This is a genomic window from Clostridium hydrogenum, from assembly GCF_021432385.1.
Classification (GTDB): Bacteria; Bacillota; Clostridia; order Clostridiales; family Clostridiaceae; genus Clostridium_S; species Clostridium_S hydrogenum.
Genome location: NZ_JAEACT010000003.1, coordinates 733,837 through 747,462 on the forward strand (window position 1 = coordinate 733,837; position 13,626 = coordinate 747,462).

At 31.5% G+C, this 13,626-nt stretch carries 13 protein-coding genes; 3 read left to right on the top strand and 10 right to left on the bottom strand.

Annotation, left to right across the window (positions count from 1 at the left end):
• Window positions 1–375 precede the first annotated feature (375 nt).
• The 3 genes from CUEA01_RS16515 (at window position 376) to CUEA01_RS16525 (ending at window position 3,380) form a co-directional block, all read left to right on the top strand.
• Window positions 376–762 carry a ribonuclease P Rpr2/Rpp21/SNM1 subunit family protein gene (locus tag CUEA01_RS16515; RefSeq protein ID WP_234122817.1) on the top strand — a complete coding sequence of 129 codons (387 nt, stop codon included), beginning with the start codon at window positions 376–378 and terminating at the stop codon, window positions 760–762.
• Window positions 763–1,503: 741 nt separating this feature from the next.
• On the top strand, window positions 1,504–1,968 hold the full coding sequence (locus tag CUEA01_RS16520; protein ID WP_234122819.1) for a MarR family winged helix-turn-helix transcriptional regulator: 465 nt from the start codon (window positions 1,504–1,506) through the stop codon (window positions 1,966–1,968).
• Window positions 1,944–3,380, top strand: a complete 1,437-nt coding sequence (locus tag CUEA01_RS16525) for an MDR family MFS transporter (protein WP_234122821.1) — start codon at window positions 1,944–1,946, stop codon at window positions 3,378–3,380. The genes CUEA01_RS16520 and CUEA01_RS16525 overlap by 25 nt, the downstream gene beginning before the upstream one ends.
• Before the next feature lie 648 nt (window positions 3,381–4,028).
• On the opposite strand, the gene CUEA01_RS16530 is transcribed toward CUEA01_RS16525, so the two are convergent.
• From CUEA01_RS16530 to CUEA01_RS16575, 10 genes are all read right to left on the bottom strand, one after another.
• Entirely contained in the window at window positions 4,029–4,712 is a 684-nt protein-coding gene (locus CUEA01_RS16530) for an isochorismatase family protein (protein ID WP_234122823.1), read from the bottom strand.
• Window positions 4,696–5,511 (bottom strand): energy-coupling factor ABC transporter ATP-binding protein, encoded by an 816-nt coding sequence (locus tag CUEA01_RS16535; RefSeq protein ID WP_234122826.1) that lies wholly within the window; start codon window positions 5,509–5,511, stop codon window positions 4,696–4,698. The genes CUEA01_RS16530 and CUEA01_RS16535 overlap by 17 nt, the downstream gene beginning before the upstream one ends.
• Window positions 5,504–6,349 carry an energy-coupling factor ABC transporter ATP-binding protein gene (locus CUEA01_RS16540; RefSeq protein ID WP_234122828.1) on the bottom strand — a complete coding sequence of 282 codons (846 nt, stop codon included), beginning with the start codon at window positions 6,347–6,349 and terminating at the stop codon, window positions 5,504–5,506. Before CUEA01_RS16540 ends, CUEA01_RS16535 begins: the two co-directional genes overlap by 8 nt.
• Window positions 6,337–7,113, bottom strand: coding sequence for an energy-coupling factor transporter transmembrane component T family protein (locus tag CUEA01_RS16545; protein ID WP_234122830.1), 777 nt, complete (start codon window positions 7,111–7,113; stop codon window positions 6,337–6,339). Before CUEA01_RS16545 ends, CUEA01_RS16540 begins: the two co-directional genes overlap by 13 nt.
• A 231-nt stretch (window positions 7,114–7,344) precedes the next feature.
• Window positions 7,345–7,947, bottom strand: coding sequence for an ECF transporter S component (locus CUEA01_RS16550; RefSeq protein WP_268906193.1), 603 nt, complete (start codon window positions 7,945–7,947; stop codon window positions 7,345–7,347).
• A 41-nt stretch (window positions 7,948–7,988) separates the two neighbouring features.
• A complete protein-coding gene (locus tag CUEA01_RS16555; protein WP_234122834.1) occupies window positions 7,989–8,729 on the bottom strand; it encodes a nucleoside phosphorylase in 741 nt (246 codons plus the stop codon).
• A 694-nt stretch (window positions 8,730–9,423) separates the two neighbouring features.
• Window positions 9,424–10,074 (bottom strand): deoxyribose-phosphate aldolase, encoded by a 651-nt coding sequence (deoC, locus tag CUEA01_RS16560; protein ID WP_234122836.1) that lies wholly within the window; start codon window positions 10,072–10,074, stop codon window positions 9,424–9,426.
• A 22-nt stretch (window positions 10,075–10,096) separates the two neighbouring features.
• Window positions 10,097–10,984 carry an ABC transporter permease gene (locus CUEA01_RS16565; RefSeq protein WP_234122838.1) on the bottom strand — a complete coding sequence of 296 codons (888 nt, stop codon included), beginning with the start codon at window positions 10,982–10,984 and terminating at the stop codon, window positions 10,097–10,099.
• Window positions 10,974–12,101, bottom strand: coding sequence for an ABC transporter permease (locus CUEA01_RS16570; RefSeq protein ID WP_234122840.1), 1,128 nt, complete (start codon window positions 12,099–12,101; stop codon window positions 10,974–10,976). The genes CUEA01_RS16565 and CUEA01_RS16570 overlap by 11 nt, the downstream gene beginning before the upstream one ends.
• Entirely contained in the window at window positions 12,076–13,626 is a 1,551-nt protein-coding gene (locus CUEA01_RS16575) for an ABC transporter ATP-binding protein (protein WP_329604000.1), read from the bottom strand. The genes CUEA01_RS16570 and CUEA01_RS16575 overlap by 26 nt, the downstream gene beginning before the upstream one ends.

Consider the following 13,626-nt stretch of genomic DNA (forward strand, 5'->3'; position numbering starts at 1 on the left):
CATGTATGGTTCCATTGCGTAAGCAATAAAAAAATAAGTTTTCAGATTTTCTGCAGCAAAGCGGAGGAAAATCCTCCTTCATTGTGAATCGTGCATTGTGAAATGTGAATTGAAAAACATTGCTGTCAGGATAATCCTGAAATTTTCAATTTTTAATTTTCAAGCTGTATATCTTTATAGATAAACCATTTCAACTATTAAAATTCATGTGCATCATAATGCCCAAAATCCGGCATTTTGATACAAATAAATTTTAAGTTTCAAGGTGGTTTATCTTTAAAAACATAAAGAAATGTTAACAGATTATTTATTGAATATCAAAATTGTGTGTGTTAACGTATATTTATTGTAATTATTAATTTAGGAGGCTTTTCTATGAATAAATTTGCAAGCTATTTTAAAGATTCATATGGATGGGATAAGTTATCAAGCTATCTTTCAATTATAGGCATTATTTTATGTTCAACTAAATTCACAGCTGTATTTGGTGTTGCACTTATAGTATTTAGTACAATTAGAAGCATTTCTAAAAATAAATATAGAAGATATCAAGAACTACAAACATTTGAAAGCTTCCTCGGAAACTTAAAAAATAAATTTAGTACTTTAAAATATAGCACTGCTCATAATATAGCTCAATCACGACAGTATAAAATATTTAAATGTCCAAAGTGTTCGCAAAAATTAAGGGTTCCAAGAAAGCAAGGAAAAGTAGTCATCACTTGTAAGAAATGCGGAACAGAATTCAAAAAAAGAACGTAGAGAAGTAACAATGCTTCGTCACGTTAAAAAAATTCTATAAATCTAAGGCTCAAAAATCATAAAATACTAAGATATTTCAATAACTCGCTATCGCTCAAACAGATTGAAATATCTAAGCATTTTATGATTTTTGAGCCAAGATTTATTAGAATTTTTTTAAATCGTTCCTTCAGCATTGTTACTTCTCTCCCACGGTAATGCAAGGAAAAAATTCCTCCGTGCCTACGGAATTTTGGAACACTATAGAAACATGGGCGTTTTATATAACAAATTACAATTTGTCGAGCAGAGTACAGTGAATGATGATTTACCTTTCGCTTCTCTCAGGTAAATCTTAAACTTAATGCTGTCAGCTTCGCTGAGCACCATGTATGACGCGATTGCGCAGCAATAAAAAAATAAGTTTTCAGATTTTTCTACGCTCGCGTAGAAAAATCATCCTTCATTGTACTCTGTACTCTGTACTCCGTACTCTGTGTCAAATTGTAATTTTTCTATCTAATCACTTTTCCTCTTCCATAAAACCTATTTTGTTTAAATTTCCTATTTAATAACAAAAATGCACATAAAAGCTTATCTTGGTAAACTTTTATGTGCATTTTTTGTTATTTCTAATTACACATCCTTATTATGAAGTTTTTTACAAAGATACTTGACTATTACAAATAACTGACATATTATTAGTGTATTAACAATTTGTATACTAATTATATTTGTACTATGTATTTAGGAGGTTTAATTATGGAATCCCTTGATAAATCAATTGGAATGTATATGAGTTCCGTAAATAGAAAACTTTTAAGATTCTTATCTTTAAATCTAAAAATGTATAACATAACCACAGAACAGTGGTCAGTATTACTTCATTTACTAGAAAAGGATGGTATTAACCAAAAACAATTATCCAAAGAAGTAGATAAAGATCAAGCTACCTTAGTTAGAATATTAGATATTCTTGAGGAAAAAAAATTAGTGGTAAGACAAAAATGCATTGAAGATAGACGTTCATTTTTAATTCATTCTACAGAAAAAGGTAAAAACTTAACTAATCAAATATATCCTTGCATTGAAGATTTGTTTTCAAAAATTATAAATGATATTCCAGAAAATCAGTTAAATTTATTTATAGATACTCTTAATTTAATTGAAAAAAATATAAATCTAGAGGAGGAAAAAATTTCATGGAAGAAACTTCAGAAAAATTAAGTTATCAAAGGAATTATAATGTAGTTCCCATAAGCATTTCTCTAATCATAGCAGGCTTCTGCTGCATGCTGAGTGAAACTTTATTAAATATGGCATTAAAAAATTTAATGGTTCAATTTTCTATATCTGCAACTACTGTTCAATGGCTTAGTACAGGCTATATGCTTATTATGGGAATATCAATTCCTGTTTCTGCTTTACTTATTCAAACTTTTACAACTAGACAATTATTTCTAACTTCTGTAATTATATTTCTACTAGGAACCATTATAAGTAGTTTATCTTTATCTTTTCCTATGCTTTTAGTTGGCAGATTAGTTCAAGCTATTGGAACTGGAATTTTAATACCTAATATAGTAAACACTTTATTAATTATCAACCCAATTGAAAAACGCGGAAAGGCACTTGGAACATTTAATCTAGTAATGTTTTGCGCTCCAGCTATTGGTCCAACTGTTTCTGGTTTAATAATTCAATCTCTTAATTGGAGATGGCTATTCTTTATAATATTACCTTTTTCAGTTGTATCTTTACTCTTAGGTTATAAATACATCCAAAATGTAACAGAACTTACAAAACCATCTATCGACCTTTTATCAATTGTACTTTCTACAATAGGCTTTGGTGGTTTTATATACGGTGTTAGTAATATAGGGGCTTCAAATTCAGCTTTAATAGCAGCTCCAATAATTATTAGCTGCATAGCATTAGCTGCATTTGTTATACGCCAGTTGCATATGGACGAACCAATGCTTGACATGCATCCTTTTAAAGAATCTATGTTTAGCCTTGGCTGCATACTTATGATAGTTATGCACATGATTAATTTTGCAACTATGCTTATATTACCGATGTTCCTTGAAGGAGCTTTAGGCTTAGCTGCATTTACTGCTGGTCTTCTTATGCTACCCGGTGGATTTCTTAATGGACTTATATCCCCAATTGCTGGACATTTATACGACAAATTTGGTCCAAAAGCATTAATTGCACCTGGATATGCACTCTCAGCGATTTCATTTTTAGTACTTTCACGCTTAGTATCCACAAGCATAAGCATTCCTATCATCATCACCTTGCACTGCTTATCATTAATAGCCGTAGGTCTTATAAATACACCTATACAAACTAACAGTTTAAATCAATTGTCACCAAAGTATTATCCTCATGGAACTGCCATAATGAATACACTCCAGCAAATAGCTGGTGCTTTTGGAACGGCTTTGTTCGTTGCCGTTATGACTTCATATCAAAAGAAGTATCTACTTGGGGTTAGCAACCCTTCCAGCGTAAAACATCAATCTTTGAGTTTAGTATTTGGAGTTCATAATACTTTCTTAATTGAAACTGGAGTTCTTTTTGTTGCTTTGATATTATCTTTATTTATATGCAATAAAAATAAGGCAGAGAAATAATAGTGTCTCGTGACATTAAATAAATTAATAAATCTAAGGGGTAAATCTTGAAAATCCTAAGAAGTTTCAATAACTCACTATCGTTCAAACAATTAAAACTTCTAAGTCTTTTCAAGATTTACCCCTAAGATTTATAATAATTTATTTAAATCGCCACGAAACACTATCATTTCTTCTAACACGGTAATGCAAGGACGATTTTTCTCCGTTAGCACTACGAAAAATCTAAAAATGTATAACATACCCACAGAACAATAGTTAGTATTACTTCATTTACTAGAAAAGGATGGCATTAAAAAATTTAATGCCATCCTTTTCTATATCAGCAACTACTGTTCAATGGCTTAGTACATGCTATATGCTTATTAGGTTATAAATACATCGAAAATGTAACAGAACCTACAAAACCCTCTATTGATCTTTTACCAATTGCCACCAAAGTATTATCCTCATCGCTGGTCGCTCAGACAATTGAAAGTTCTAAGCTTTTTAATAATCATAACCAAGATTTATTTGCTTTAATTTAAATCATCTCGAAACACTATTGCTTCTCTACAACATTGTTTTAAGGTAAAAATTCCTCCGTACCTACGGAATTTTGATGTAGCTAAGTATCGATTGTTTTATTACAAAACTGTGAAATAAATTTTACTTTTCTATATCTTCAATGATTTCTATTCCGTTCATTCTCATATTGTATAATGCAAATAAATTCATTAACTCAGCGTTATGATTTGTTATGTCTAAATCGTATGTTTCAACGCCTTTAATAGGTATTATTATTCTTGAAGCTATGTTTTTTTCATTGAAGAAAGTTTTTTGAGAAAGGCAATAGTTCATGACACATATATCTGTAACATCACCAAGAACTATTATATTTGTTTTATTCATGTTACTCTTAAGCCATTTAGTGTAATCATCACATAAGAAACCATTAACACTATTTTTAAAACAAACTGTACTATTTCCATCTACAAAGGGTTTTAATTCATCTATTATTTCACTTTCGCTTGTATTTTCTATGCAGTGTTCTATATAAGAATTAAATTCAGCTGATTCTTTTGTATGCTTATCTACAAAAAATACTTTCTGATAAGCTTTAAAGTATTCGTTAATTTTAACTGTATATGGTATTATTTTTGCAACTAATTCTGAACTCAAATTCCCTTCTTTACAAAAGCCGTTTATCAAATCTACATTTACTATTACAGTATTTTCTGGTTTAAAATCACTTACCTTTAAGGTTTGCAAGTTCTCAAAGGATTCTATTATCTTTAGCAAGGTATCTTTTGATTTTTCTATAAACTTATCCTTATCAATTATTTTTTCCATATATTATATCTCCTTTTTCTAAAAATTCCTCCACAGACAAAAATGTTTCATTAAGTCCAAGCCTATTGCACAATTCAGTTACATGTGGCAATTCAAGATATGCCTTTTCAAGTACTTCTTTATTTGAAAATACCTCTCGTGTAGGTCCATCTAAAAGAACCTCTCCCTCTGCAAAAACTATAGTTCTCTCAAAAGTTTCTGCAACAAAATCCATATCATGAATTATTGTAATTACTAATTTATCCTTTTCCTTTAAATTGTTTATTATTTTCTTTATTCTTTGCTTACCTTCATAGTCTTGAGCTATTGTCGGCTCATCAAATATAATAATTTCCGTATTCATTGCTATTACCGAGGCAATACTTATAAGTTTTCTTTCTGCTAAACTAAGGTCATATGGATTTTTATTAATTTCCTCAAGTATACCGACTTCTTCAAGAGCAAGTTTTGCATTTTTTTCAGCTTCTTCCTTACTTTGACCTATATTCAATGGACCAAACATAACTTCATCTATAACTTTATTCTTAAATATTTGATCATCTGGATTTTGAAAAACCATGCCAATATACTTAGAAAGCTTGGCTGCACTTAAAATTTTTGTATTTACACCATTTATAATTATATCTCCACTTTGTGGCTTAAGTAATCCTTTTAGTAATTTAACAAATGTTGTTTTTCCAGCACCATTCTGACCAATTATTGCCGTAGCTTTTTTATCAAAATTTAAATTTATTCCCTTTAATATTTCATCTTCTTTGTCATAATAAAAATGTAACTCCTTAATTTCTATATTACTCATTATGCTTCACCACCAAATTATAGGTTTCCTCTAAGGTTATTGGATAGAATCCAGTATTCTCATTTTTTAATTTTAAGCCCCTACAAATTTTAGTATAAACTGGTGCTGTAACTCCGTAATTTTCTAAGTCGTCTCTTGAAAAAACCTTGGAAGGAACATCAAAATCAACTATTTTTCCCTCACTTAAAAGCATTACTTTAGATGCATACTGTGCAATTTTCTCCATTTTATGATCAACCATTATGACTGTTTTTCCCTCGCTGCTTAATTTTTGAATTGCCTTATATACTTCTTCTGACCCCTGTGGATCAAGCTGCGAAGTAGGCTCATCTAAAATTATTATTTCTGGATTCATGGCAATAATGCTTGCTATGGCAACCCTCTGCATTTGTCCACCTGATAATTCAAAAGGACTCCTATCTTTATATTTATATATATCAAGAAGCTTCAAAACATAATCTATTCTTTCTATCATTTCACTTCTAGAAACACCTAAATTTTCAAGTCCAAAGGAAATTTCTTCATATACTGAAAGTTTAGATCCTGTAATTTGTGTAAAAGGATTTTGAAAAACTAAACCAACCTTTTTAACCACTTCACTTATTTCGCTATTTAAAATTTCCATATTGCAAACAACTACCTTACCGCCATAAGCTCCTTTGTAAAAATGCGGTATAAGTCCTACTAAAGCCTGACACAAGGTTGATTTACCAGAAGAATTTTTTCCTATTATTCCAATAAACTCACCTTTTTTTATTTTAAAGCTTATATCATTTAATGCTAAAGTATCCGTCAAAGGATATTTGTATTTTAAATTTTCTACAACTATCTCTTCCATATAAATATCCTCCAAATAACTGCTAATATAAATATTATAACCATTGCCAATCTTATAAATTTATTATAACCATAAACTTCTTCTTGATTTAAAAAAGTTTTCTTTACTTTTGAATCAAAAGCTCTAACTTCCAATGCCATAGATCTTTCCCTTGTACCTGCAATTGAATTCATGACAACAGGTGCTATAAGAGGTAAAAAAGCCTTAATTCTAACTATAAACTTACCCTCGGTTTCCATGCCACGTGATCTTTGGGCATCTGTAATCCTACTCATAGTTGATGTCATCTCTGGTATTAGCTGAAGTACAGAACTTAAAACATAACCTATTTTAGGGGATAATCCTCTTCTTACAAATGACTCTATTAAATCTGATGGCTTAGTTGTAAGTATAAGTATTGCCACTGAACACAATATATTTAAAACACGAAGGCAAATATCAAAAGCATAGCTTAATCCCTCTTTATAAAAATGCAAACCTCCAAGACTAAACAATACAGTTTTATTTCCAGCCCTAAACATTCCCTGAATCACAATGACAGAAAGTAAAACAATAAAACTAAAGCCTATAATTGGTATTACCCTCTTCAAAACCTTGCCAAATGATAAGAATATTATACTAATGGCAAGTAAAATTAAGGCTATAATTTTATTGGGAAGAATAATAGGTACTGCAATAGCTAGAATTATATATAATATTTTAGTTATTGGATCAACTTTGTGTATCACAGTATCTTCTTTTTTATATAAACTTAATGTCTTCAAAATTACACCCCACTTAAACAGAGTACAGATGACAGAGTACAAAGTACAGTGAAGGTGGATTTACCTTCCTTTCGTCAGGCAAATCTTAAAACTTAAGTATTATCGCTTCTCTCTGCACCATAAATGGCACGATTGCGTAAACAATAAAAAATAAGTTATAAGATTTTCTGTAACAAAGTGGAGGAAAATCATCCTTCATTGTACTCTGTACTCTGTACTTTGTACTCTGCCCTAAAGTTTTTCTATTTTCTCGTCTCCTCTAAACAATACAATTAATTTTTCAGGGAGTCCTTTAAATATTAAGTATGCTATTATAACTGTTGATATTTTATCTGGTATGTCTACAACAAATTCATCTATGAAAGATGCCATCCATACAGGAAAATGTTTTAATATTAGAGAAGCATAAACCGCATCTCCCCATACATTCCCTGTCTGTCCACCCCAAAAGCCGATATTTATAGGAGTGGATACAACTGCTGATACTATTGCTGCTATAATTCCAAGCACTACAGCTCTTCCAATATTTTTAATCCATCCATTATATGCAAGTGCACCAACAACAAGACCAATTGCAACACTTGTAATACCATATATAAGACTTACTGGGGATATTGTAATACCATAAATTATATTGTTAATTGCTCCACATACAGCACCAACAATTGGCCCCGAAAGCATTGCTGCTAGTATCGTTCCTATTGAATCAAGCCATAAAGGAAGCTTTAAAAACTCTGCAAAAGCTTTTCCTATATAATTAATACCAACAGCTGCTGGTATTAAGACTAAAGCTGCTGTTGATAGTTTTAGACTCCACATACTTTTTTTACTCATTTTCATTCCTCCTAGTATATATAAATAATTTCTAATTCAAGCTAAATTTTTTCCAACTTAACAATTGCCTCTAATACCGTTAATATTTCTCTTCTTTCTCCCTCAATAGTTAAAGTTTCCCCCTCTACATAATTATTTATACCTGAATCAACCTTCTCACTGCTTTCAACTACAACATTTAAAACAGAAGCTATATTCAAATTTCTTAAAGAACCTACAACAAAAAGAGCAGCAGTTTCCATATCACTTCCAATTGTGCCTTTGTTCCCCCAGTACTTGTCAAGCTTATCTTCATCACCTGAGTACAATCCATCATGGCTCCTCACAATACCACAGTGATATGAAAATTTCTGTTCTTTTGCACTTTCAATTAATTTTATTAAAACCTCTGGAGTTGGAACTGCTGGGTATTCTTCTTTTACATATGATTTCGAAGTTCCTTCATCTCTTACTGCACCACTTGCAATAATAAGATCTCCTAGTCTTATCCCTTCCTTTAAAGCACCACAGCTTCCTATCCTTATTAATGTTTCTACTCCAATATTTTTTAATTCTTCAACTGCAATAGCTGTAGATGGTCCTCCTATACCTGTAGAAATAACCATAACTTTTACGCCCTTATAGAATCCTGTGCAGCTTTTAAATTCTCTATTAAAGGCTATATCACGTGGATTATCTAATAATCTTCTAACTTTTTCAACCCTACCTATATCCCCAGGCATTATTGCATACTTGGCGGCATCATTACTATCACATCTTATATGTGGCTGCTTATTTACCATACATATCATCTCCTGTATATACATCTGTTTACTATGATACCAAATTTTTTAACTGTTGTATATACAGTACTTGGACAAATTCATAATTTAGGCATATAAAAAATAGCCAAACTTACTAAAGGAAGCTATGTTTTAAATAAGTGTGAAAATCAACACTTATTTAAAACATAGCAAAAAAATAAAAAACAATTGGAAAGGGGGACTAACCAACTGCTTTTTATTTTCTATATTTAATAAGGTGTTTAATCTTTTTCAATTTCTATGTTTATATAATACCTCTGAATTGTGACAACTATATTACAATATTTAATATAATATATTAACAAATTAAAGTATATATAAAACAATGGTGGTCGCAGTAAAACTTTTTAATACATAACTTAAAATTATTGCGAACCAAAAATCAGAGTACAGAGTACAGATGACAGAGTACAGTTAAGGTTGATTTACCTTCTTTACGTCAGGTAAATCTTAAACTTAAATGTTGTCAGCTTCGCTGAACAACATTAATTTTATGATTGCATTGGCAATCATAACTAAGTTTTAAGATTTTCTGTAGCTTTGCTACAGAAAATCATCCTTCACTGTACTCTGTACTCCGTAATCTGTACTCTGAATAATGGTTCGCATTTTTTAAAATTTGTGTATAAACTAGTTTTTCTGCACTAGCACATAAATTGTCTTATAAAGTCAACTACTTACTTTCACTAACAATAGCAATACCGCTGCTAGCACCTATTCTACTTGCACCAGCATTGATCATATCCATAGCTGTTTTATAATCTCTAATTCCACCTGATGCTTTTACGCCCAAGCCTTCACCTACAGTTTTTCTCATAAGTGCCACATCTTCCTTTGTAGCTCCACCTGTTGAAAAACCAGTTGAGGTTTTAACAAAATCAGCTTTAGCTTCTTTTGCTATTTCACACACTTTTATTTTTTCTTCATCCGTTAATAGACATGTTTCTATTATAACTTTTACTAAAGCTTTTCCTTTTGCTGCATTAACTACTGCTTCAATATCTTCTTTAACTAAAATGTAATTTTTATCTTTTAATGCACCAACATTTATAACCATGTCTATTTCATTTGCACCATTTTTTATAGCATCAATAGTTTCAAACGCTTTAGCTTCCTTAGTCATAGCTCCTAAAGGAAATCCAACTACTACACAAGTTTTAACATCACTTCCAGCAAGTTCTGTACTTACTAGCTTTGCATAACATCCATTTACACAAACTGATGCAAAATTATATTCTTTAGCTTCTTTGCAAAGCTTTTTTACTTCTTCCACTGTAGCTTGTGGCTTTAAAACTGTATGATCTATATATTTAGCTATATCCATTCTTTACATCTCCCTAGTATAATTATCTTGATCCCTTTTCATACGGTAAACCATCAGCCTTAGGTGCAACTGATTTTCCAACGAAAAGAATTAAAACTACAATTGTTAAAACATATGGTAACATTGCAAGAATTTCTGAAGGAACAGCAAAGTGTCCTCCACCTAAAACAACAGTTAAAGCTTGTGAGAATCCGAACAATAAACAAGCTCCATATGCTCCATGAGGCTTCCATTTTCCAAATATAACTGCTGCCAAAGCTATAAATCCTTGACCACTAATAGCTGTTTGTGTAAATTGATTAATGATAGCTAATGTCATTGCTGCACCGCCAAAACCCGATAAAACACCAGATATTATTACACAAGTGTATCTAACTCTAGTTACGTTAATCCCCATAGTATCTGCAGCTGCTGGATTTTCTCCAACGGCACGAATATGTAGTCCCCATTTTGTTTTGTATAGAACGAACCACAAAATTATTGTTAAAATCAAAGCTAAAGCAACTGTGCTATCCAACCCATCAAATATTTTAGGTAATTTGTTTGGAACTGGAGGTGTCATAGCTGCGCCTTGAAAAAATAATCTACAAAAAAACACCGCAAAACCTGGTCCTATCAAATTTATAGCAATACCCGAAATTGTTTGATCTGCCTTAAAAGTAACAGATGCCACTGCATGCAATAAGGCAATTACTCCTCCAGCAACACCTGCCATAAGGAAACCAAACCATGGATTTTTTGAATAATATCCAACTGCTGCCCCTGTAAAAGCACCTATTACCATCATACCTTCAATACCAATATTTACAACTCCAGCACGTTCTGAAATTACTCCGCCTAATGCACCAAAAACTAAAGGTGCTGAATACATTAATGTAATTCCTACTAATAATAAAATGCTATTTAGCATTGATTTCACCTCTTTTTAAAAGTTTATCTGCTAAAACAGGTACAATTTTTGTTAATGCTACGAAGAATACTATAGTACCTATCATAATATCGATAATTTCTGATGGAGCTCCTATAGTAGATTGTATAGCTCCCCCTCCATAAAGTAATCCACCAAAAAGCAATCCTGCAAAAATACATCCAATAGGTGAGCTGCCTGCAATTAGTGCAACTGACAAACCATTAAATCCACTATTTTCGAAAGCTGCCAAAGTTGATATACAATGAGGTTCAATACCTGTAATAATTAATGCTCCTGCAAGCCCTGACAATGCTCCTGATATTACCATTGATTGAATGATATTCTTATTAACATTTATACCTGCAAATTCTGCAGCATCTTTATTTAATCCAACTGCACGAAGTTCATAACCCTTAGCTGATTTGTACAATAAAACCCATACTGCCACAGCCATTATAATTGCTACTACAATACCAATATTCACATCTGTTTTTAACATAACATCAGAAAGCCATTTATTCTTTGATAATGCTGCTATTCCAGCATCTGAACTTTTCCAGCTTGATAATATTGTTGTAAAACCAGATTTATTTATTGGATAAGTGCTAGTTGAACTAGGTTGATGAAAACCATTTAACTGAACTACAAAATTACATAAATAAAGTGCAATCCAATTTAGCATTATACTTGTAATAACTTCATGTATTCCAAACTTGGCCTTTAAAAATCCTACAATTCCTCCCCATACTGCTCCTGCAATTACACCTGCAATAATTACAGTTGGGATTTCTAAAACTGCTGGCAAATTTAATTTTATACCAACCACTGTTGCTGCAATTGTTCCTACAATATATTGCCCTTCAGCTCCTATATTGAATAATCCTGTTTTGAAGGCGAAGGCTACACTTAATCCAGTTAATATTATTGGTGTAGATTTTATAATTGTATTTGATATATATTTAGGTTTTGAAAAAACACCTTGAAAAAGTGCAGCAAATGCATCAGCTGGATTGTATTTTGCAATACTAAGTATTATGGATGCAACAACGAATCCAAAGAATATCGCAATTAAAGTTGACGTAAGTGGTTTTTTAAGTATTTTGACTACTGTTTTCATTATGTTTACCTCCCGCCATTAGTAAACCAATCGTATTTTCATCTACTTCTCCCTGCTTAAATGTTTCCACAATAGTTCCTGCATAAATTACAGCTATTGTATCTGAAACATGCATAACTTCATCAAGCTCTAATGAAATTAGAAGAACTGCCTTTCCTTTATCTCTTTCGTTAATTAATGCCTTATGTACATATTCAATTGCTCCTACGTCCATACCACGAGTTGGTTGCACAGCAACAAGCAAATCAGGATCATTAGCTACTTCCCTTGCTATTATAACTTTTTGCTGATTTCCTCCAGACAAACCTCTAACTTGTGATAATTCGCAATTATCTGGTCTAACATCGTATTCTTTTATAAGCTCTTTTGCATGCTCAACAATTTTACCTTTATCCAAAAATCCATTTTTACAATATGGCTTATTGTTATGTTTCTCAATAACCATATTTTCTGCAACAGTAAAATCCAATACAAGTCCACGCTTTTGTCTATCCTCATGGATTGTTGAAATCTTATGCTTAATTATATTCTCTGGTGTTGTATTCTGTATTTCTTCTCCATTTATTTTAATGGTACCATTTTCACATCTAGTGAGACCTGTTATGGCTTCGACTAATTCTTTCTGTCCATTGCCATCAATACCAGCAATACCAACGATTTCGCCTTTACGCACCTTAAGTGACAAGTTTTTAACTGCATCTAATTTTCTTTCATCTTTTACTACTAGATTATCAATTTCAAATATAACTTCTTTTGGATCTGCAACAGTTTTGTTAACTACTAAGCTAACTTTATGACCTACCATCATAGTTGCAAGATTTTCTTTACTAACTTCACTAACATTAACTGTGTCAACATACTCTCCTCTACGAATAATTGTACAAACATCCGAGGATTCCTTTATCTCTTTTAACTTATGTGTGATTATTATAATTGTCTTTCCATCTGCTATAAGGTTATGCATAATTTTTATTAATTCTTGTATTTCCTGTGGTGTCAATACTGCTGTTGGCTCATCCAAAATTAATAAATCAGCTCCACGATATAATGCTTTTAATATCTCAACACGCTGCTGCATACCAACAGAAATATCTTCAATCTTTGCATCTGGATCTACTTCAAGTCCATATTGCTTAACAATATTAAGTATTTCCTGACGTGCCCTTTTCATATCAATTACACCAAATTTATTAGTGATTTCACTACCTAAAACAATATTTTCTGTTACTGTAAAATTATCAACTAACATAAAATGTTGATGAACCATTCCAATACCATTTTCAATTGCTACACCAGGATTTTTTATATTTACCTTTTTTCCGTTAACATAAACTTCACCATTATCAGCTTTATATAATCCATAAAGTACATTCATAAGTGTACTTTTACCTGCTCCATTTTCCCCTAGCAATGCATGAATTGTCCCCTTTTTAACATCAAGATTGATATTATCTAAAGCACAAAACGTTCCAAACATTTTCGTAATTCCACGCATTTGAACTGCATATTGATCACTGATTTGCAT

Bases quoted from the DNA above. Each gene is read 5' to 3' on its own strand.
- CUEA01_RS16515 (WP_234122817.1), top strand. From the start codon at position 376: ATGAATAAATTTGCAAGCTATTTTAAAGATTCATATGGATGGGATAAG.
- CUEA01_RS16570 (WP_234122840.1), bottom strand. From the start codon at position 12,101: ATGAAAACAGTAGTCAAAATACTTAAAAAACCACTTACGTCAACTTTA.
- CUEA01_RS16575 (WP_329604000.1), bottom strand. From the start codon at position 13,626: ATGCAAATCAGTGATCAATATGCAGTTCAAATGCGTGGAATTACGAAA.
- CUEA01_RS16565 (WP_234122838.1), bottom strand. From the start codon at position 10,984: ATGCTAAATAGCATTTTATTATTAGTAGGAATTACATTAATGTATTCA.
- CUEA01_RS16555 (WP_234122834.1), bottom strand. From the start codon at position 8,729: ATGGTAAATAAGCAGCCACATATAAGATGTGATAGTAATGATGCCGCC.
- CUEA01_RS16540 (WP_234122828.1), bottom strand. From the start codon at position 6,349: ATGGAAGAGATAGTTGTAGAAAATTTAAAATACAAATATCCTTTGACG.
- CUEA01_RS16520 (WP_234122819.1), top strand. From the start codon at position 1,504: ATGGAATCCCTTGATAAATCAATTGGAATGTATATGAGTTCCGTAAAT.
- deoC (WP_234122836.1), bottom strand. From the start codon at position 10,074: ATGGATATAGCTAAATATATAGATCATACAGTTTTAAAGCCACAAGCT.
- CUEA01_RS16525 (WP_234122821.1), top strand. From the start codon at position 1,944: ATGGAAGAAACTTCAGAAAAATTAAGTTATCAAAGGAATTATAATGTA.
- CUEA01_RS16530 (WP_234122823.1), bottom strand. From the start codon at position 4,712: ATGGAAAAAATAATTGATAAGGATAAGTTTATAGAAAAATCAAAAGAT.
- CUEA01_RS16550 (WP_268906193.1), bottom strand. From the start codon at position 7,947: ATGAGTAAAAAAAGTATGTGGAGTCTAAAACTATCAACAGCAGCTTTA.
- CUEA01_RS16535 (WP_234122826.1), bottom strand. From the start codon at position 5,511: ATGAGTAATATAGAAATTAAGGAGTTACATTTTTATTATGACAAAGAA.